The sequence below is a fragment of the Cupriavidus sp. FW305-27 genome, from assembly GCF_058787995.1.
This window is the reverse complement of sequence record NZ_JBYTAG010000083.1, coordinates 1-18,802: the sequence shown is the minus strand read 5'-3', so window position 1 is coordinate 18,802 and position 18,802 is coordinate 1. Positions and strand designations below refer to the sequence as shown.

Below are 18,802 nucleotides of genomic sequence, written 5' to 3'. Positions count from 1 at the left end.
CGCTCATCGCAGCCCCAGTCCTTTCGCAATAATTCCGCGCAAAATCTCTCTCGTGCCCCCTCGCAGTGAGAACGATGGCGCCGCCAGCGTCACCAGGTTCAGCACCTGGTCGAACTCGCTTCCATCCCCCAGTCTGTCGGGGAATACCTCGTAGGCAATGTCGGGCAGCGACTGCTCCAGCAGCGCCCCCTGGTCCTTGACGATGGAGGCGGCCAGCGACGGGTCCTGCCCCTCGGCCATCATCAGTGCGATGCCCTGCGACATCTGGCGCAAGGTGGCATAGCGCGCGATCACCTTGCCGATGGCCACGGCCTGCTGACGGTTGCCTGCCTGCGCCGCATCGAGCATCTCCAGCAGCAGTTGCGTGCTGCTCAGGAAGCGCTCCGCGCCCGATCGCTCGTACTTCAGTTCATTGATCACCTGGCTCCAGCCCTTGCCCTCCTCGCCCACCAGGTGGTCATCGGGCACGAACACGTCGTCGAGGATCACTTCGTTGAAGATGCGCGTGCCGAGCTGCGAGACGATGGGCCGCACCGTCACGCCGGGGCGGTCCATCTCGATGAAGATCTGGCTCATGCCGGCGTGGCGGTCATCGCCACGTTCCCTGGTGCGCACCAGGGCCACCATGTAGTGCGCATGGTGCGCGCCCGAGGTCCACACCTTGCGGCCGTTGATCTTCCAGCCGCCTTCGACCTTGGTGCCGCGGGTCCGGATGGAAGCGAGGTCCGAGCCCGAGTCCGGCTCGCTCATGCCGATGCAAATGAACGCCTCGCCCCGGCGGATCTGCGGGATGATTTTGGGAGCAAGCTGGTCGCGGCTGTAGCGGATGAGCAGCGGCCCCATCTGGCGGTCGGCGGCCCAGTGCGCGCCCATCGGGGCACCTACGGCCAGCAGTTCCTCCAGCATCACATAGCGCTCCAGCATGCTCTTTCCGCCGCCGCCGATGTCGGTTGGCCAGGTCATGCCGAGCCACCCCTTTTCGCCCATCTTCCTGGAGAAATCCGGGTCGCGGCCGGCCCAGTTGTATGCCCGCTCGACGCGTGAATACTTTGTGATGTGCTCCCTGGCAAAGGCTCTTGCCTCCTCCCGGAGCGCCTCGCATTCGGGTGGCAGGTCCCCGACCGTGACGTGCAACGTATCCATGTTTATCCTTACTTGCTTGCTAACAAGCAACACTATAGAGTGGATACAACGAATCTGCTCTAGGTAATAACGATGAGAAGCGAGGCAACCATGAACGCAAGCGACATGACGAACGACCAGAAGAAGCCGGACGCCACCGCTCCCCGAGGCCCTCTTGCCGGTATCCGCGTGCTGGATCTGACCGCGGTGGTACTGGGTCCCGTCGCCACCCAGGTGCTGGCGGACTATGGCGCCGAGGTGATCAAGGTAGAACCTCCCGAGGGCGACCTGATGCGTGCAAACGGCGTGAGCCGCACGCCCGGCATGAGTTCCACCTTCATGAATATCAACCGCAACAAGAGTTCGGTGTGCATCGACCTCAAGGCGGAAGAAGGCAAGGCACAGCTACGCCAGCTGATCGGCCGCTGCGACGTGCTGGTGCACAACATCCGCATCAAGGCGATCGAGCGGCTGGGGTTCGGCTACGATTCGGTGGCGCAGATCAACCCGGGCATCGTCTACTGCGCCGCCACCGGCTTTGGCGAGGGCGGCGCCTTTGCCGGCCAGCCCGCATTCGACGACATCATCCAGGGCGCCTGCGGCCTGGCCCATCTGGTGGGACACGAAAGCGGCGTCCCTGACTACCCGCCCACCCTGCTGGCCGACAAGATCGCGGGCCTGGCCACGGCCAACGCCATCCTGGGCGCGATCGTCCACAAGGTCCGCACCGGCGAAGGCCAGTACGTCGAAGTGCCGATGTTCGAGACAATGGTCGCCTTCACGATGACGGAGCATCTGGGCGGCCACGGCTTTCAGCCGCCCATTGGCGACGCCGGCTATGCGCGCCTGCTCAAGGGCGGCCGCAAGCCCTCGCCCACCAAGGACGGGTACATCGCCCTGCTGCCCTATACGGAGCAGCACTGGAAGGCCTTCTTTCACCGCTTCGGGCGCGGCGAATTCATCGAACAGTTCAACATCAGCAGCCGGATCGAGCGCAACAAGAACATCCAGGCGATCTATGCGGAGCTGCGCAACATCACCGCGCGGTACACCACAAAAGAGATGATGGACGTGTGCCGCGAGATGGATATCCCGGTCGCGGAAATGTATTCCATCCACACCATCCAGACCCATCCCCAGGTACAAAGCACCGGGCTGTTCCAGACCATGACGCACCCCACCGAAGGCGACGTGGTAACCACCCGCCCGACGGCCCTGTTCTCCAGGTCGCCTGCTTCCATCTATAAGCCTGCCCCTCGTCTCGGCGAGGATACTGAGCGGGTCTTGGGTTCCAGGTCCGTGAAATGTTCGAATTGAAGCCGAACCTGAAAAACACGGCCAAGCAGCCGCCCATTGATCCCAAAGTGGAGAAAGCGTCTAATCATCAAGAGAAGGGACCTGAAGTGACGAGGTCTGTATGCACTGCACAAACTGCGGATCCGAGAACCCTCCTGACGCGAGGTTCTGCAAGGATTGCGGATCACGACTGGGCCGACGCTGCCCGCACTGTGGCCACGACTCGGGTTCGGCCGACAGGTTTTGTACCGCATGCGGCGCATCGCTGGCCTTACCCACTGTCGGCCCTTCCGATGAAAACCAGCTGACGGCGGCGCCCGCTCCCATCGACTACACCCCACGCCACCTGGTCGAACGCATCCTGGCGCAGCAGGCGGCGATGGAAGCCAGGGGCGCGACCGCCGGCGAGCGCAAGACCATCACGGCGCTGTTCGCCGACATGGCGGGTTCCACGGCGCTGATCCACGACCTGGACCCGGAAGAAGCGCGCCGCCTGATCGATCCCGTGATCGCGCTGATGATGGAGGCCGTGCACCACTACGAAGGCTATGTCGCCAAGTCGCTGGGCGACGGCATACTGGCCCTGTTCGGTGCGCCCATCGCGCATGAAGACCACCCGCAGCGCGCGCTGTATGCGGCGCTGCGGATGCAGGAAGCGATGCGCCGCCACGGCGACCGCATCCGCCTGGAGCAAGGCATACCGCTCCAGATCCGGGTGGGCATCCACACCGGCGAGGTGGTGGTGCGGTCCATCCGCCGCGACGACCTGCATACCGACTACGATCCGGTAGGACACACGATCAACATTGCCTCGCGGATGGAAAGCATCGCCACGCCGTCGTCCATTCTGGTCAGCGAGGCGACCTGCAAGCTGACGGAGGGGTATTTCGACTTCAAGGCCCTGGGCGCAACCCAGGTGAAGGGCATTAGGGAGCCGCTTGCCGTGTATGAAGTGTTGCGCCTGGGCGTGTTGCGCACGCGCCTGCAGGTGGCGCAACGCCGCGGCCTGGCGCAGTTCGTAGGCCGCGAGGGTGAGCTGGCGCAATTGCGTGACGCGCTGGAGCGGGCCAAGGCGGGACACGGGCAGATCGTGGGCGTGGTCGGCGAGGCCGGGGTCGGCAAGTCACGGCTGTTCCATGAGTTCAAGGTGCTGTCGCAGCGCGGCTGCATGGTGCTTGAGACCTTCTCGGTGTCGCACGGCAAGTCGTTCGCGTACCTGCCGCTGATCGACCTGGTGAAGAATTATTTCCAGATCGAGCCGCTCGATGATGAGCGCAGGTGCCGCGAGAAGGTCGCCGGCAGGATGCTGATGCTGGACCGCACACTGGAAGAGCTGCTGCCTTACCTGCTTTTCCTGCTGGGTATCAGCGAGCCGGGTTCGGCATTGCCGAACATGGATCCCCGCATCCGGCGCCAGCGCACCTTCGACGCAATCACGCGCCTGCTGGTCCGAGAGAGCCACAACCAGCCGCTCGAGTTGATCTTCGAGGACCTGCAATGGCTGGACAGCGAGACCGAGGCGTTCCTGGATGTCCTCGCCAGCCACCTGCCAGGTGCCAGGATCCTGCTGCTGCTCAACTATCGGCCCGAGTACCAGCATGGCCGACATCAGCCGGACCGCTACACCGAGCTACGGCTCGATCCGCTGGGCCAGGCCGAGGCCCAGGAACTGCTCGCCGCGCTGCTTGGCGACGATCCCGCGCTGATGCCGCTCAAGCGGCTCATCCTGGACAAGACCGAGGGCAATCCATTCTTCATGGAGGAAGTGGTGCAGACCTTGTCCGAGGAGAAGGCCCTGCTCGGCGAACCTGGCCACTACCGGATCGAGCAGACCCCGATCGCGCTGCATATTCCCACCACGGTCCAGGGCGTACTGGCCGCCCGCATCGACCGGCTGCCCCGCCCCGAGAAAGACTTGCTGCAGAGCCTTGCCGTGATCGGCAAGGAGTTTTCCCTGAGCCTGATCCAGCGCGTGGTCTCCCAGCCGGAGGAACAGTTGCAGCCGCTGCTGGCCAGGCTGGAGGCCGGCGAATTCATCTACGAGCGGCCCGCATTCCCGGATACGGAGTACATGTTCAAGCATGCGCTGACCCAGGAAGTCGCCGGCAGCTCGCTGCTGACCGAGGAGCGCACCGCGCTGCACCAACGCACGGCGCAGGCAATCGAAGCCCTGTTCCAGCATCAGCTGAAGGATCACTACAGCGAGCTGGCCCGGCACTACAGCCTGAGCGGCAATGAACCGAAGGCCGTCGAGTACCTGCAGTGCACCGGCCAGCAGGCAGTGCAGCGCTCCGCGTACCACGAAGCGATCCGCCACCTGAATGCCGCGCTGGAATTGCTCCAGCGCCAGCCCGATTCGCCCGAACGCGCCCGCCAGGAACTCACGCTGCGCCTTGCCATCGGGCCGGCGCTGATCGCCGCCAGGGGCTTTGCCTCGTCCGAGGTCGAAACCACTTACAGCCGTGCCCTGGCGCTGTGCGGCGAGGTCGGGGAGACCCCGCAGCTTTTTCCCACGCTGGTCGGCCTGCGCACGTATTTCTCCCTGCGCGCCGAGCATCGCAAGGCTTACAAGCTGGGCAAGCAACTGCTTGCCCAGGCCAGGAAGACGCAGGACCCGGAGCTATTGGGCGAGGCCCATGTCTCGCTCGCCACGACCTTGTATTACTGCGGGAAGTTCAGGGCCTCCGATGGCCACCTGCGAGATGCGCTCGCCCTCTATGGCGCCAAACCGGATCACGTCCATGTGAATATGCATGGCGTCGACCCGGAGTCACGGGCGCTATCCTTTTCGGCATTGGTCCTGTGGAATCTCGGCTATCCGGACCAGGCCTGCAAGCGAGCACAGAGTTCGCTCACGCTGGCCCGGCAGCTGTGCCATCCCTTCAGTCTCGCGCATGGCCTCTGCCTGGCGGCCGAGCTGCACCAGTTCCGCTGCGACCCAAGGCTCACGCTCGAGTGCGCCGACGCGGCCATCGCGCTCTCAAGCGAGCAGGGCTTCCCCGTGTGGCTTGCCTGGTCGACCTTCCTGCGCGGTTGGGCCCTGGCCGAGCAAGGGCAGCATGAGCAAGGCATCGCGCAGATGCGCCAGGGGCTGGCGGCGTACCACGCTACCGGCGCGGCGCTGGGGCATTCGCACTTCCAGCAACTGTTGGCGCAGATCTACGCACGCATGGGACAGGTGGATTCAGCCCTGGACGCGCTAGCCGAAGCGCAAGACGCGGTGCAAAGGACCGGTGAGCACTATTGCGAAGCTGAGTGGCATCGGGTCAAGGGCGAGATGATCCTTCACGGCTGCCGTTCTGATGGCCTTCTGTCTGAAGATGACGCGCAAGCGTGTTTTCACCAGGCGATCACGGTAGCCCGCAAGCAGAATGCCAGGTCGCTGGAGTTGCGGGCCTCACTGAGCCTTGCACGGCTCTGGCAACGCCAGGGCAGGCCCGAGCCGGCCAGGCAACTGCTGGACCAGATCCGCGGCGCATTTACCGAAGGGCTGGACAGCGCGGACATGCGCGACGTCGTGGCGGCATGCCGTTGATGACGATTTCGCCGCCAGCGGCGATTTGCGCCAGTGTTTACATTCTGAATCTCCTGATTTCCACTCAGGCCGCCCTGGCGGCCAGTGCGGGATAGTCGGTCAGCCCGCGTGCGCCACCACCAAACAGCGTGTCGCGGTCATGGGGGTTGAGCGTCGCGCCAGCGCGCAGGCGCTCCGGCAGGTCGGGGTTGGCCACGAACGGCCGGCCGAAGGCAATCAGATCGGCCCATCCCTCGTTCAGCGCGGCCTGCGCACGTTCCGCGGTGTACTTGCCGGCGTAGATCAGCGTGCCCCGATACACCTCGCGCAGCCGCTGCTTGAATGCGGCGGGCATATGCGGTGCATCGTCCCAGTCGGCCTCGGCGATATGGATGTAGCCCACGCCCAGCTCGCCGAGCAGCTTTGCCGCGGCCGCATAGGTGGTTTCCGGATCGGCGTCGACGCAGCCATTGAGCGTGGTCAGCGGCGCCAGGCGGATACCGACCCGGTCCTTGCTGGCCGTGCCCTCGATCAGCGCCTGCGTCACCTCGCCCAGGAACCGCAGGCGGTTTTCTAGCGAGCCGCCATATTCGTCGGTACGGTTGTTGGCTTCCGAGTCGATGAACTGGTTGACCAGATAGCCGTTGGCCGCGTGCAGTTCCACACCGTCGAAGCCGGCCGCCATCGCGTTGCGCGCGGCCTGGCGGAATTCGTCGACGATGGCGTGGATCTCTTCCACCTTGAGCGCGCGCGGGTGGGATGCCTGCACGAAGCCCGGCTTGCCATCCTGATCGGCGACGAACACGTTCACACCGTGCGCCGGGATGGCGGACGACGACACCGGTGCGTGGCCATCGAGCAGACTGACATGGCTCAGGCGGCCCACGTGCCAGAGCTGCGCGAAGATGCGACCGCCCGCTTCATGCACGGCAGCGGTGACCTTGCGCCAGCCGGCGACCTGCGCCGGCGTGTGGATGCCGGGCGTCCACGCATAGCCCTTGCCGAGCGGCGAAATCCAGGTGCCCTCGCTGACGATCAGGCCGGCGCTGGCGCGTTGCGCGTAGTACTCGGCCATCAGTTCGTTCGGCACGTCGTCGGGCTGGCTTGCGCGCGAACGCGTCATCGGCGGCATCACGATGCGATTGGGCAGCGTGAGGGCACCCAGCGAATGCGGCTGGAACAGCGGATCGTGTGTATCGGACATCATGGCCTCCTCAGTCCCAGGCCGGGGCCAGGCCCTCGGGGCTGACCTCGCGGCCGTTGCGCTCCAGCGCGGCGATCTGGGCCATGTCGTCGGCGTCGAGCTTCAGGTCGCGCGCCAGCAGGTTGCTGGCCAGGTTCTCGCGCCTGGTCGACGATGGAATCACCGCATAGCCGAGTTGCAGCGCCCATGCCAGCGCAACCTGCGCGACGGTGGCGCGGTGCTTGTTCGCGATCTGCGCCAGCACCGGGTCCTTCAGCACCTTGCCGTAGGCCAGCGTCATGTACGACGTCACGGCGATGCCCTGCTCCTTCAGGAACGCGGCGAGCTTGTGGTTCTGCAGATAGGGGCTCAGTTCGATCTGGTTGGTGGCGATTTCGCCCTTGCCAACCGCATCGAGCGCCTGCTTCGTCAGTGCGATATTGAAGTTGGAAACACCAATCTGCCGCGTCAGGCCCAGCGCCTTGGCTTCGGCCAGCGCCGCCATGTATTCGGGCAGCGCCACGCCATTGCCCGGCGCCGGCCAGTGGATCAGGGTCAGGTCGACGTAGTCGGTGCGCAGCTTGTCCAGGCTTTCGCGCAGGCTCGGCACAAGCTTGCCGGCGGCGTAGTTCGCCGTCCAGATCTTGGTGGTCACAAACAGTTCATCGCGCTTCACGCCGGCCTTGGCGATAGCCTGGCCGACGTCGGCCTCGTTGCCGTAGATCTGTGCCGTATCGACGGCGCGATAGCCCAGGTCCAGCGCGTTGCGCACCGAATCGATCACGGCCTGGCCGGTCAGGCGGAAAGTCCCGACACCAAATGAAGGAACGCTCATGGTGCAACTCCTATGAAGGAAACTCGAATGCACGCAGTTTGCCGCCCTTACCTTTGCGGATAAAGCCGTGTATAAGGGAAATTCATTTGATTTGAAATCAATAATGAAGACGACCATCGACGAACTGCTGGCCTTTGCCGCCGTGGTGGACACCGGCTCGATCACGGCGGCCGCCGAGCAGCTCAAGCTGACGGTCTCCGCCGCCAGCCGCACCCTGGGCCGGCTGGAGGAGAAACTGCAGACCACGCTGCTGCGGCGAACCACGCGGCGGCTGGAGCTGACCGAGGAAGGGGCGGCATTCCTGGAACACGCCCGCGCCATCCTGGCGATGGTTGACGAGGCGGAAGAGCAGATCGCGGCGCGCCGCCTGCGGCCGGTTGGGCGCTTGCGGGTGGATGCGGCAACGCCGTTCATGCTGCATGTGATCGTGCCGCTGCTGGAGGGCTTTCGCGCCAGCTACCCGGAAGTGGAACTGGAACTCAACTCGAACGAAGGCATCATCGACCTGATCGAAAAGCGCACCGATGTGGCGTTCCGCATCGGCCAGCTGAAGGACTCAACGCTGCATGCGCGCCCCATCGGCACCAGCCGAATCCGCATCCTGGCCAGTCCCGGCTACCTGAAGCGCCACGGCACGCCCACCAAGCCGGCGCAGCTCGCGCAGCATGCGCTGCTGGGCTTCACGCAGCCGGAATCGCTGAACGACTGGCCGCTGCGCGACGACGACGGCAGCGTGCTGCATATCAAGCCAACCATCGCCTCGTCCAGCGGCGAGACCCTCCGGAGCCTGGCCCTGAACGGCCAGGGCATTGCCTGCCTGTCGGACTTCATGACGCGCGACGATCGGCAAGACGGGCGGCTGGTGCAGCTGTTTGCGAAACAGACCCTCGATGTGCGCCAGTCGATCAACGCGGTCTACTATCGCAACACCGCGTTGGCGTCCCGCATCACCTGCTTTGTCGAGTATGTGGTCAAGGTGCTTGGCCAGAAGCCGTTCGAGAGCTAGTTTTCATATTTGATGCCAGATCAAAAGTATTTGACCGATACACGGCTTAATCTGCAAAGATGAACCGGGCAAACTGCGCTCCATCGAAACCCATTCCCTGGAGCACAAATGAGCCCCCTCTTCAAGCCCTTTGCCATGGCCGAGCAAACGCTATCCAACCGGATCGCCATGGCGCCGCTGACCCGTTCGCGCAACCCGGACGGGGTGCCCAACGATCTCAACGCGCTCTACTACGGCCAGCGTGCCGACGCCGGCCTGATCGTGACCGAAGGCACGGTGATCTCGCCCAGCGCGCAGGGATTCCTGTTCAATCCGGGCCTCTACACGCCGCAACAGGTTGAAGGCTGGCGCAAGGTGACCGACGCGGTGCATGCGAAGCGCGGAACGATCTTCACGCAGCTCTGGCACGTCGGCCGGGTGAGCCACGTCTCGATCCAGCCTGGCGGCATCCAGCCGGTCAGCGCAACCGACCAGGTTGCGAAGAACACCAAGGCCTGGGGCTATACCGCCGACGGCACGCCCGGTGCGGTCGATGTATCCGCGCCGCGCGCGCTGGCCAGCGGTGAGGTCTACGGCGTAATCGCCGATTTCGCGGAAGCCGCGGCCAATGCGATCGCCGCCGGCTTCGACGGCGTGGAACTTCACGGTGCCAATGGCTACCTGATCGAACAGTTCCTGAACCCGACGGTGAACGACCGCACCGACGAATTCCGTGGCGACACGCTGGAAGGCCGTACCCGCTTTGTACTGGCTGCCATCGACGCCGTGGCAGCCCGGATCGGCGCGCATCGCACGGCCATCCGCCTGTCTCCCTATGGCGGACTGGGCGACATGGCCGAGTACCCTGAGCTGGAGCAGACCTATCTCCATCTGGCCGACGAGCTCTCGAAGCGGAATATCGCCTACGTCCACCTCATGGACCAGAGCACGCGCGGCAGCTCGGCCACGCCGGGCGACTTCCTGGCAAGGTTCCGACGTCGCTTCACGGGTGCGCTGATCCTTGCGGGTGGCATGACACGCGCACGCGCCGAGCAGCTGATTGCCGATGACCTGATCGACATTGCCGCCTTCGGCGAGCCGTTCATCGCCAACCCCGATCTGGTTGCCCGGCTTGAGAACAACTGGCCGCTGGCCTCGTCGGACCGCGCGCACCACTACGGTGGCGGCGCCGAGGGCTACACGGACTATCCCGCCTACGACGGCGCCGCCGCAGCCTGAACTGCGCCAGACCACCTCGCGCAGCTTCACGCGGCGCTTCGGGCAGCCGCCCGGGGCGGGGCGGGTGTCCGCACACGGATAGCAAGGCTGCACTCAGTCCATCGAGCCACACGATTGCGCGCGGGGGTGTCGCCGCTCAGGTCGTCAGCAATTTTTCCTGATTTTCACCACGAATTCAGCAACAAATACCCGCGTTATCTGATTAACCTGCCCGCTATTTTCCGTTTACGGCCCGCCGCGGACGAGAAAATAGCTGCTCCCGCCGGCCCCACGAAGGCCGGCGCGGCCTTTCTGATGACACGGAGACAACGACACATGAGTGCAAGCGCAGAACATCTGCAACGCGGCCTGGGCGAACGGCATATCCGGCTGATGGCGCTGGGTTCGGCCATCGGCGTGGGCCTGTTCCTGGGCGCCGGCAATGCCATCAAGATGGCCGGCCCCGCCATCATGCTGGGCTACCTGATCGGCGGCGCGGTGATCTTCCTGATCATGCGCGCGCTGGGCGAAATGGCCGTGCACAACCCGGTGGCCGGCTCGTTCTGCCGCTACGCGCAGGACCACATGGGCCCGCTGGCCGGCTACCTGACCGGCTGGAACTACTGGTTCCTGTGGCTGGTGACCTGCGTGGCGGAGATCACCGCCGTGGCCATCTACATGGGCATGTGGTTCCCCGACGTGCCGCGCTGGATCTGGGCGCTGGCCGCGCTGGCGGCAATGGGCTCGGTCAACCTGATGGCGGTCAAGGCCTATGGCGAGTTCGAGTTCTGGTTCGCCATGATCAAGATCGTCACCATCGTGCTGATGCTGATCGGCGGCGGCGCCATGATCGTGTTCGGCTTTGGCAACGGCGGTATCGCCACCGGCATCTCGAACCTGTGGGCGCACGGCGGTTTCATGCCCAACGGCGCCTCCGGCGTGCTGATGTCGCTGCAGATGGTGATGTTCGCCTACCTCGGCGTGGAGATGATCGGCCTGACCGCCGGCGAGGCGCGCAACCCGAAGAAGTCGATCCCTGACGCGATCAACTCGGTGTTCTGGCGCATCCTGATCTTCTACGTGGGTGCGCTGTTCGTGATCCTGTCGCTGTACCCGTGGAACGAGATCGGCGCCCAGGGCAGCCCGTTCGTGCTGACTTTCGAGCGGCTGGGCATCAAGACCGCCGCCGGCATCATCAACTTCGTGGTGCTGACCGCGGCGCTGTCGTCGTGCAATGGCGGCATCTTCAGCACCGGGCGCATGCTGTACAACCTGGCGCAGCAGGGCCAGGCGCCGCAGGCCTTTGCCAAGGTCGACCGCAATGGCGTGCCGCGCCGCGCGCTGCTGGTGTCGATCGCCGCGCTGCTGTGCGGCGTGCTGCTCAATTACCTGGTGCCCGAGCAGGTCTTCGTCTGGGTGACGGCGATTTCCACCTTCGGCGCGGTCTGGACCTGGGCCATCATCCTGGTCACGCAGATCCAGTTCCGCCGCAGCCTGTCGGCGGCCGAGCGCAAGGCGCTGGCCTTCCGCATGCCGTTCTGGCCCTATGGCTCCTACATCGCGCTGGCCTTCCTGGCGCTGGTGGTGGCGCTGATGGCCTACTTCCCGGAGACCCGCGTGGCGCTGTACGTGGGCCCGGGCTGGCTGGTGCTGCTGACGGTGTGCTACTACGCGCTGGACATGCGCTCGCGCGGGCCAGTCAGCTACCGCGCCTGAGCTTGCCGTAGCCAGCGGGGTGCGCCGGCCGGCGCGCCTCGCTACAATGGCTCCCGGGCAATCCAACGCCAGGGGGCCGAATGTCCGAGACCACTGAGGTTGCTGGCAACGCGGCGGCTGCGCCGCCGCGCAACAGCGCCGCCGATGCCGAGGCCCGCGCCATCGCGGTTGCCGATACGGTCGCGCGCACTGCCGTCGAGCAGGCCGACCATGCCATGCGCCACTGGACCGACCCCACCGCGGGGCCGGTACGCATCGGCTCCGCGCAGCACCTGCAGATGTTCTGCAATATGCTGCTGCAGACCCACAACCCCTACAAACCCGCCGTGATCGACTGGCCGAAGCTGTCGCCGGAGGCCCTGCACCGCGTCACCTCGCTGCCGATCTGGGATATCGCCGTGCAGACCGAGGGCCGCGCCTCGATCCGAGTCAAGACCTTTGCCCAGACCGTCAGCGATCCGCTGCTGCGCATCGCGCTGGAAATGGACGGCGGCGAAGAGGCGCGCCACAAGGTGGTGCTGTCGAAACTGGTCGAGGCCTACGGCATCGCGCTCGCGCCCGAGCCTGACTACCCGCCCCCGGACGATCCGGAATGGGGCTGGCTGGTTACCGGCTACAGCGAGTGCATCGACAGCTTCTTCGCCTTCGGCCTGTTCGCCGCGGCCAGGCGCTCCGGCTTCTTCCCCGCCGAGCTGGTCGAGACCTTCGAGCCGGTGATCCAGGAGGAAGGCCGGCATATCCTGTTCTTCGTCAACTGGGCCGCCTGGTACCGGCGCACCCTGCCGTGGTGGCGCCGTCCGCTGTTTGCGCTGAAGGTGGCGCGGGTGTGGGCCTTCCTGGTCTGGGAGCGCATCGGCATCGCGCGCGGCATCGACACCGACGGCGTGGCCCAGGACGCCAACTTCACCATGAACGGCTCGGCGGCGCTGGGCGAAGCCCTGACGCCGGGCGCGATGATCGACCTGTGCCTGGCCGAGAACGACCGGCGCATGGCCGGCTACGACGCGCGCCTGCTGCGCCCGGAAACCGTGCCGCGGCTGGCCCGGCTGGCGCGGCGCTTCGTCAAGTAGGGCCGGCCCATGCACCTTGCGTTGGCATTGTCGCTGCTGTCGCTGGCGGTCTGGCTGGTGCTGATCTTTGCCCGCGCGGGTTTCTGGCGCGTGCGCAAGCCGGCTGCCGCACCGGATCCCGCAGCCTGGCCGGAGGTGGTCGCGGTCATCCCCGCCCGCAACGAGGCCGACGTGATCGGCCGCGCCGTGGCCGGCGTGCTGGGCCAGCGCTACCGGGGCCGGCTGGCGCTGGTGGTGGTGGACGACCACAGCCAGGACGGCACCGCCGATATCGCCCGCGCCGCCGCCGCGGCCACCGCGCGCCCGCGGGGGCTGACCGTGATCGGCGCTCGCGAGCTGCCGGCCGGCTGGAGCGGCAAGGTCTGGGCGCAGTCCGAAGGATTGGCCGCGGCCGACCGCATCGCCCCGCAGGCCCGCTACGTCTGGCTGACCGATGCCGATATCTGGCACGGCCCCGGCGTGCTGGCCGGTCTGGTGGCGCGCGCCGGGCACGAACGGCGCGACCTGGTCTCGCTGATGGTCCGGCTGCGCTGCGAATCCGCCTGGGAACGGCTGATCGTGCCGGCCTTTGTCTTCTTCTTCGCCAAGCTCTACCCCTTCGCCCGCGTGCGCGATGCCCGCTGCCGCGTGGCGGCCGCGGCCGGGGGCTGCATGCTGGCCAGCCGCGCGGCGCTGGCGCGCATTGGCGGCTTTGCCGCCATCCGCGGCGAGCTGATCGACGACTGCAGCCTGGCCGCGCGCATCAAGCCCGGCGGCGCGATCCGGCTGGACCTGGCCGACGACAGCGTGTCGTTGCGGCCCTACAACGACTGGCGCAGCCTGTGGGACATGATCGCGCGCAGCGCTTATACGCAATTGCGCTACTCGCCGCCGCTGCTGGCCGGCGCGGTGGCGGGCATGGTGCTGACCTACCTGGTGCCGCCGGTGCTGGCGCTCGGCTGGCGGCTGTGGCCGGCATGGCTGGCCTGGGGCGCGATGACCCTGGCCTACCTGCCGATGCTGCGCGAATACCGGCAGCCGGCGTGGCTGGCGCCGCTGCTGCCGGTCACGGCGCTGTTCTACCTGGGGGCAACCATCGACTCGGCACGGCGCTACTGGCTGCGGCGCGGCGGGCAGTGGAAGGGCCGGGCGCAGGCGCCGGTGCGGTCCTGAGCGCTCCCTGCCAGCTTAGCGCTTGTCGAGATACCCCTGCGCCCGGAACCACTCCAGCGCGTCCCGCAAACCCTCCTGGTATGGCCGCGGCTGATAGCCCAGCACCTTGCGCGCCTTGTCTGATGTAAAGAACATCCGGTACCGGGACATATTGAGTCCATCTACAGTGATGAACGGCTCCTTGCCGGTAAAGCGTGCCGCCGCCTCCGCCCCGTACGCCAGCGGGTACAGCGGCCAGCGCGGCAGCTGCATGGTCGGCGGGCGCCGGCCGCACAGCTGCGCGATGTCACGCAGCATCTGCTGCAGCATCACGTCCTGGCCGCCCAGGATGTAGCGCTCGCCGGCCTGGCCGCGTTCCAGCGCCAGGAAATGCCCTTCGGCCACGTCATCCACATGCGCCAGGTTCAGGCCGGTATCGACAAAGGCGGGGATCTTGCCCGTGGCCGCCTCGACGATGATGCGCCCGGTCGGCGTCGGCCGCACGTCGCGCGGGCCGATCGGAGTGGACGGGTTGACGATGACCGCCGGCAGGCCGCGCTCGGCCACCAGTTTTTCGACCACGCGCTCGGCCAGCACCTTGCTGCGCTTGTAGGCGCCGATGGCCTCGTGCGGGCGCAGCGCCGCGGTCTCGTCCACCGGCGCCCGCGCGCCGGCCACGCGCAGCGTCGCCACGCTGCTGGTATAGACCACCCGCTCGACGCCGGCCTGCTGCGCGGCCTCCATCACGGCCAGGGTGCCGTCGACGTTAGTGCGCACGATCTCCTCGGGGTCCGGCGCCCACAGCCGGTAGTCGGCGGCCACATGGAACAGGTAGCGCACGCCCTGCAGCGCGGCAGCCACCGCGCCGGCGTCGCGCATGTCGCCTTCCGCCACGCTCACCGGCAGCCCGGCCAAGTTGGCGCGCGGGCTTTGCGGGCGCACCAGCACGCGCACCCGGAAGCCGCGTGCCAGCGCCCTGCGCGCCACCGCCGAGCCCAGAAAGCCCGAGGCGCCTGTCACCAGCACGTCATCGTTTTTCGTCATAAACCCGTTTTCCCGTGAGGCGGAGTCGCCCCGGGCCAGCCTCGCGCTGGCCAAGGCGCCTCCAGACAAAGCCGGCGTGTCGGGTATATAGTAACCACCGTGCGACGGAAATGTGATCTGCGGTGGATCTCCGGTGGATGCCGGTGCATTTCCTGTCCCGCCATCCCAAACACTGAAACCCGTTGCAAAGGGTCGGGGGGCTTACTCTATGCAGGTGATTCTTGCTCAGCCCCGGGGCTTCTGCGCTGGCGTGGTGCGCGCGATCGAGATCGTCGACCGCGCCCTCGTCAAGCATGGCGCCCCGGTGTTCGTGCGGCATGAGATCGTGCACAACAAGCACGTCGTAGAGGGACTGAAGGACAAGGGGGCGCGCTTCGTCGAAGAACTGGACGAAGTCCCGACCGGCGCCGTGACGATCTTCAGCGCGCATGGGGTCTCGCGCGAGGTCATCGCCGATGCCAGCCAGCGCCAGTTGCATGCCATCGACGCCACCTGCCCGCTGGTGATCAAGGTCCATACCCAGGGCCGCCAGTACGCGACCAGCGGCCGCACCGTGATCCTGATCGGCCATGCCGGCCACCCGGAAGTGGAAGGCACCATGGGCCAGATCCCGGGCAAGGTGATCCTGGTGCAGAACGAGGCCGAGGTCGCGCAGCTGGACCTGCCCGCCGACACCCCGGTCGCCTATGTCACGCAGACCACGCTGAGCGTGGACGACACCCGCAATATCATCGCCGCGCTCGGGCGCCGCTTCAGCAACCTGGTCGGTCCCGATACGCGCGATATCTGCTACGCCACGCAGAACCGCCAGAGCGCGGTGCGCGACCTGTGCAAGCTGGCCGACGTGATCCTGGTGATCGGCGCGACGAACAGCTCCAACTCCAACCGCCTGCGCGAGATCGGCACTGAAAGCGGCGTGCCCAGCTACCTGATCGCCGAAGGCGCCGAGCTAGACCCCGCCTGGGTGCGCGACGCCAACGTGGTGGGCATCACCGCCGGCGCCTCCGCCCCCGAGGAAATGGTCGAGGACGTGATCAACGCGCTGCGCCGGCTGGGCCCGGTGGATGTCACCACCATGGCCGGGCGCGAGGAACATGCCGAGTTCCGGCTGCCGCCCGAACTGGCCGACGTAAAGCCGCAATCGGCCCCGCGCAAGGCCGGCAAGGAACCCGCCGCAGTCGCGGCCGCACCGGCCACCGCCAACGAGAATATCGCCGGCTGAACCCAACCAGAGGAAGCTGCCTTGGCTATTCCGCTACTGCAGGTCGCCCGCGTGGGCGCCTACATCGTCGGCAAGCATCTGTCGCGACAGAAGCGCTATCCGCTTGCCCTGATGCTGGAACCGCTGTTCCGCTGCAACCTGGCGTGCTCAGGCTGCGGCAAGATCGATTATCCGGATCCCATCCTGAACCAGCGCCTGTCGGTGCAGGAATGCCTGGAGGCGGTGGATGAATGCGGTGCCCCGGTGGTGTCCATCGCCGGCGGCGAGCCGCTGCTGCACAAGGACATGCCGCAGATCGTGCAAGGCATCATCGCGCGGCGCAAGTTCGTCTACCTGTGCACCAATGCGCTGCTGATGGAAAAGAAGCTGGACCAGTACCAGCCCAGCCCGTATTTCATCTGGTCGGTGCACCTGGACGGCGACCGCGAGATGCATGACCGCTCGGTGTGCCAGGAAGGCGTGTACGACCGCTGCGTCGAGGCAATCCGGCTGGCCAAGCAACGGGGTTTCCGCGTAAATATCAACTGCACGCTGTTCAACGATGCCCAGCCCGAGCGCGTGGCGAAGTTCTTCGACTCGGTCAAGGCGCTGGGCGTGGACGGCATCACCGTGTCGCCTGGCTATGCCTATGAACGCGCGCCGGACCAGCAGCACTTCCTGAACCGCGGCAAGACCCGCCAGCTGTTTCGCGACATCCTCAGCCGCGGCCGCGCCGGCAAGAACTGGGCCTTCAGCCAGTCGACGCTGTTCCTGGACTTCCTGGCCGGCAACCAGACCTACCACTGCACCCCGTGGGGCAACCCGGCGCGCACCGTATTCGGCTGGCAGCGTCCGTGCTACCTGGTGGGCGAGGGCTATGCCGCCACCTTCCGCGAGCTGATGGAAGAAACCGACTGGGACGCCTACGGCACCGGCAACTACGAGAAGTGCGCCGACTGCATGGTGCACAGCGGCTATGAGGCCACCGCCGTGGCCGACACCTTTGCCCATCCGCTCAAGGCGCTGGGCGTGAGCCTGCGCGGCGTGCGCACCAGCGGGCCGATGGCGCCCGATATTGCGCTGGACCGGCAGCGGCCGGCGGAATACGTGTTCTCGCGCCACGTCGAGATCAAGCTCGAGGAAATCCAGCGCGCGAAACCGCGCGCCAACCGGCCGCGGCCGGCCGAGGCCAACGCCGCGGCCACGCACTGACTGCACTGCCGATGGCCGCGGAACTTGCCGCCCCCCTCCCAGGCGCTGCGCTGACCTGCGTGTCGGCGGCCTATGCGCTGGCCGCGGCCTGGCTGTCGCATCGCGCGCCGGCGGCAAGCGGCGGCACCGCGACGACGCCGGTCAGCGTGCTCAAGCCGCTGTGCGGCGCCGAGCCCCGGCTGCACGAGAACCTGGCCACGCTGTGCCGGCAGCGGCATCCGTCGTTCCAGCTGGTATTCGGCGTGCATGCCGCGGACGATCCCGCCATCGCCGTGGTCGAACGGCTGCGCCGCGACTTCCCGGCGTGCGACATCGCGCTGGTGGTCGATCCGCAAGTGCACGGCACCAACCTGAAAGTCAGCAACCTGGTCAACCTGTTCGCACAAGCGAAGCACGATGTGCTGGTGATCGCCGACAGCGATATCACCGTGCCGCCCGACTACCTGGCGCGCGTGACCGCGCCGCTGGCCGACGCCGGCGTGGGCGTGGTCACCTGCCTCTACCGCGGCAATCCGACTGGCGGGCGGTGGTCGCGCATCGGCGCGCAGTTCATCAACGACTGGTTCGCGCCGTCGGTGCGCATCGCCCACGCGGGCGGCTCGCAACGCTTTGCCTTTGGCGCGACGATTGCGCTGCGGCGGGATGCGCTGGTTTCGGTCGGCGGGTTCGAGGTATTGGCGGACCGGCTGGCGGATGACTTCTGGCTGGGCGAGCTGACGCGGCGACAAGGGTTGCGCACGGTGCTGTCAGACGTGGTGGTCAGCACCGATGTCACCGAGGAACACTTTGCCGACCTTTGGCGGCATGAGGTGCGCTGGCTGCGCACGATAAGGTCGCTCAATCCGCTGGGTTTTGCCTTCACCTTTATTACCTTCACCTGGCCGATGCTGGTGCTGGGCGTATTGCTGGCGCCGCTCCCTGCTGTTCTTGCCCTGGCGACCCTCGGCGTGATCGCGCGCAGCATGATGGCGGGCAGCGTGGCCGCTGCGTTGCGCGCGCCGTTGCGCGATGCGATGCTGCTGGCCGGCTGGGCCGTTGCGCTGACGGGCAAGCGCGTGCGGTGGCGCGAGCAGGTGCTGCCGGTACATGATGGGCAGCACTCCGGGCGAGCGCCTGCCCTCTCCCCCGCCCCTCTCCCGCAAGCGGGCGAGGGGAGAAAACAGGCGGACGGGGAGCCGCCATCGCGTTATTCCGCACGCCGTCCTGCGGCAGCGTCCGTTGATGTGACGACGTTGAACGCAGCGGCGGTTCGCTCCCCTCTCCCGCCTGCGGGAG

14 protein-coding genes are annotated in these 18,802 nt (G+C 66.6%); 10 read left to right on the top strand and 4 right to left on the bottom strand.

Translation table 11 applies throughout. The features are described 5' to 3' along the window. Positions 1-3 precede the first annotated feature (3 nt). Positions 4-1,143, bottom strand: a complete 1,140-nt coding sequence (locus AC3WRI_RS29160; protein WP_011617680.1) for an acyl-CoA dehydrogenase family protein — start codon at positions 1,141-1,143, stop codon at positions 4-6. A gap of 90 nt (positions 1,144-1,233) precedes the next feature. On the opposite strand from AC3WRI_RS29160, the gene AC3WRI_RS29155 reads away from it, so the two are divergent. Together AC3WRI_RS29155 and AC3WRI_RS29150 are read left to right on the top strand one after the other, a co-directional pair. Then, entirely contained in the window at positions 1,234-2,439 is a 1,206-nt protein-coding gene (locus AC3WRI_RS29155) for a CaiB/BaiF CoA transferase family protein (protein WP_010810977.1), read from the top strand. A 100-nt stretch (positions 2,440-2,539) separates the two neighbouring features. Next, complete coding sequence (locus AC3WRI_RS29150; protein ID WP_454751061.1) at positions 2,540-5,953, top strand: adenylate/guanylate cyclase domain-containing protein; 3,414 nt, start codon at positions 2,540-2,542, stop codon at positions 5,951-5,953. A gap of 64 nt (positions 5,954-6,017) precedes the next feature. On the opposite strand, the gene AC3WRI_RS29145 is transcribed toward AC3WRI_RS29150, so the two are convergent. Continuing rightward, positions 6,018-7,139: an alkene reductase gene (locus AC3WRI_RS29145; protein ID WP_011617683.1), complete on the bottom strand. Its 1,122-nt coding sequence runs from the start codon at positions 7,137-7,139 to the stop codon at positions 6,018-6,020. 7 nt (positions 7,140-7,146) lie between these two features. Beyond that, positions 7,147-7,950, bottom strand: coding sequence for a 2,5-didehydrogluconate reductase DkgB (dkgB, locus tag AC3WRI_RS29140; protein WP_011617684.1), 804 nt, complete (start codon positions 7,948-7,950; stop codon positions 7,147-7,149). Positions 7,951-8,053: 103 nt separating this feature from the next. Between dkgB and AC3WRI_RS29135 the strand changes: the two genes are divergently transcribed. The 5 genes from AC3WRI_RS29135 to AC3WRI_RS29115 all read left to right on the top strand — a co-directional run bounded on the left by AC3WRI_RS29135 (position 8,054) and on the right by AC3WRI_RS29115 (position 14,091). Further along, positions 8,054-8,956 (top strand): LysR family transcriptional regulator, encoded by a 903-nt coding sequence (locus tag AC3WRI_RS29135; protein WP_010810973.1) that lies wholly within the window; start codon positions 8,054-8,056, stop codon positions 8,954-8,956. Between the two features lie 108 nt (positions 8,957-9,064). Further along, positions 9,065-10,174 (top strand): alkene reductase, encoded by a 1,110-nt coding sequence (locus AC3WRI_RS29130; protein WP_011617685.1) that lies wholly within the window; start codon positions 9,065-9,067, stop codon positions 10,172-10,174. A 315-nt stretch (positions 10,175-10,489) separates the two neighbouring features. Continuing rightward, positions 10,490-11,869 carry an amino acid permease gene (locus tag AC3WRI_RS29125; protein WP_010810971.1) on the top strand — a complete coding sequence of 460 codons (1,380 nt, stop codon included), beginning with the start codon at positions 10,490-10,492 and terminating at the stop codon, positions 11,867-11,869. 80 nt (positions 11,870-11,949) lie between these two features. Then, positions 11,950-12,939, top strand: a complete 990-nt coding sequence (locus tag AC3WRI_RS29120) for a hypothetical protein (RefSeq protein ID WP_011617686.1) — start codon at positions 11,950-11,952, stop codon at positions 12,937-12,939. Between the two features lie 9 nt (positions 12,940-12,948). Continuing rightward, positions 12,949-14,091, top strand: a complete 1,143-nt coding sequence (locus AC3WRI_RS29115; protein WP_492294595.1) for a glycosyltransferase — start codon at positions 12,949-12,951, stop codon at positions 14,089-14,091. A 15-nt stretch (positions 14,092-14,106) separates the two neighbouring features. On the opposite strand, the gene hpnA is transcribed toward AC3WRI_RS29115, so the two are convergent. Next, positions 14,107-15,114, bottom strand: a complete 1,008-nt coding sequence (gene hpnA / locus AC3WRI_RS29110; RefSeq protein ID WP_010810968.1) for a hopanoid-associated sugar epimerase — start codon at positions 15,112-15,114, stop codon at positions 14,107-14,109. A gap of 208 nt (positions 15,115-15,322) precedes the next feature. Between hpnA and ispH the strand changes: the two genes are divergently transcribed. From ispH to hpnI, 3 genes are all read left to right on the top strand, one after another. After that, a complete protein-coding gene (ispH, locus tag AC3WRI_RS29105) occupies positions 15,323-16,336 on the top strand; it encodes a 4-hydroxy-3-methylbut-2-enyl diphosphate reductase (RefSeq protein ID WP_492294593.1) in 1,014 nt (337 codons plus the stop codon). A 21-nt stretch (positions 16,337-16,357) separates the two neighbouring features. Beyond that, a complete protein-coding gene (gene hpnH / locus AC3WRI_RS29100; protein ID WP_010810966.1) occupies positions 16,358-17,527 on the top strand; it encodes an adenosyl-hopene transferase HpnH in 1,170 nt (389 codons plus the stop codon). Between the two features lie 11 nt (positions 17,528-17,538). Continuing rightward, positions 17,539-18,802, top strand: a 1,264-nt coding sequence (gene hpnI / locus AC3WRI_RS29095) for a bacteriohopanetetrol glucosamine biosynthesis glycosyltransferase HpnI (protein WP_492294592.1), incomplete at its 3' end; no start/stop codon positions are given.

Coding starts and splice junctions, on each gene's coding strand:
- AC3WRI_RS29160 (WP_011617680.1), bottom strand. CDS start 1,143: ATGGATACGTTGCACGTCACGGTCGGGGACCTGCCACCCGAATGCGAG.
- AC3WRI_RS29155 (WP_010810977.1), top strand. CDS start 1,234: ATGAACGCAAGCGACATGACGAACGACCAGAAGAAGCCGGACGCCACC.
- AC3WRI_RS29150 (WP_454751061.1), top strand. CDS start 2,540: ATGCACTGCACAAACTGCGGATCCGAGAACCCTCCTGACGCGAGGTTC.
- AC3WRI_RS29145 (WP_011617683.1), bottom strand. CDS start 7,139: ATGATGTCCGATACACACGATCCGCTGTTCCAGCCGCATTCGCTGGGT.
- dkgB (WP_011617684.1), bottom strand. CDS start 7,950: ATGAGCGTTCCTTCATTTGGTGTCGGGACTTTCCGCCTGACCGGCCAG.
- AC3WRI_RS29135 (WP_010810973.1), top strand. CDS start 8,054: ATGAAGACGACCATCGACGAACTGCTGGCCTTTGCCGCCGTGGTGGAC.
- AC3WRI_RS29130 (WP_011617685.1), top strand. CDS start 9,065: ATGAGCCCCCTCTTCAAGCCCTTTGCCATGGCCGAGCAAACGCTATCC.
- AC3WRI_RS29125 (WP_010810971.1), top strand. CDS start 10,490: ATGAGTGCAAGCGCAGAACATCTGCAACGCGGCCTGGGCGAACGGCAT.
- AC3WRI_RS29120 (WP_011617686.1), top strand. CDS start 11,950: ATGTCCGAGACCACTGAGGTTGCTGGCAACGCGGCGGCTGCGCCGCCG.
- AC3WRI_RS29115 (WP_492294595.1), top strand. CDS start 12,949: ATGCACCTTGCGTTGGCATTGTCGCTGCTGTCGCTGGCGGTCTGGCTG.
- hpnA (WP_010810968.1), bottom strand. CDS start 15,114: ATGACGAAAAACGATGACGTGCTGGTGACAGGCGCCTCGGGCTTTCTG.
- ispH (WP_492294593.1), top strand. CDS start 15,323: ATGCAGGTGATTCTTGCTCAGCCCCGGGGCTTCTGCGCTGGCGTGGTG.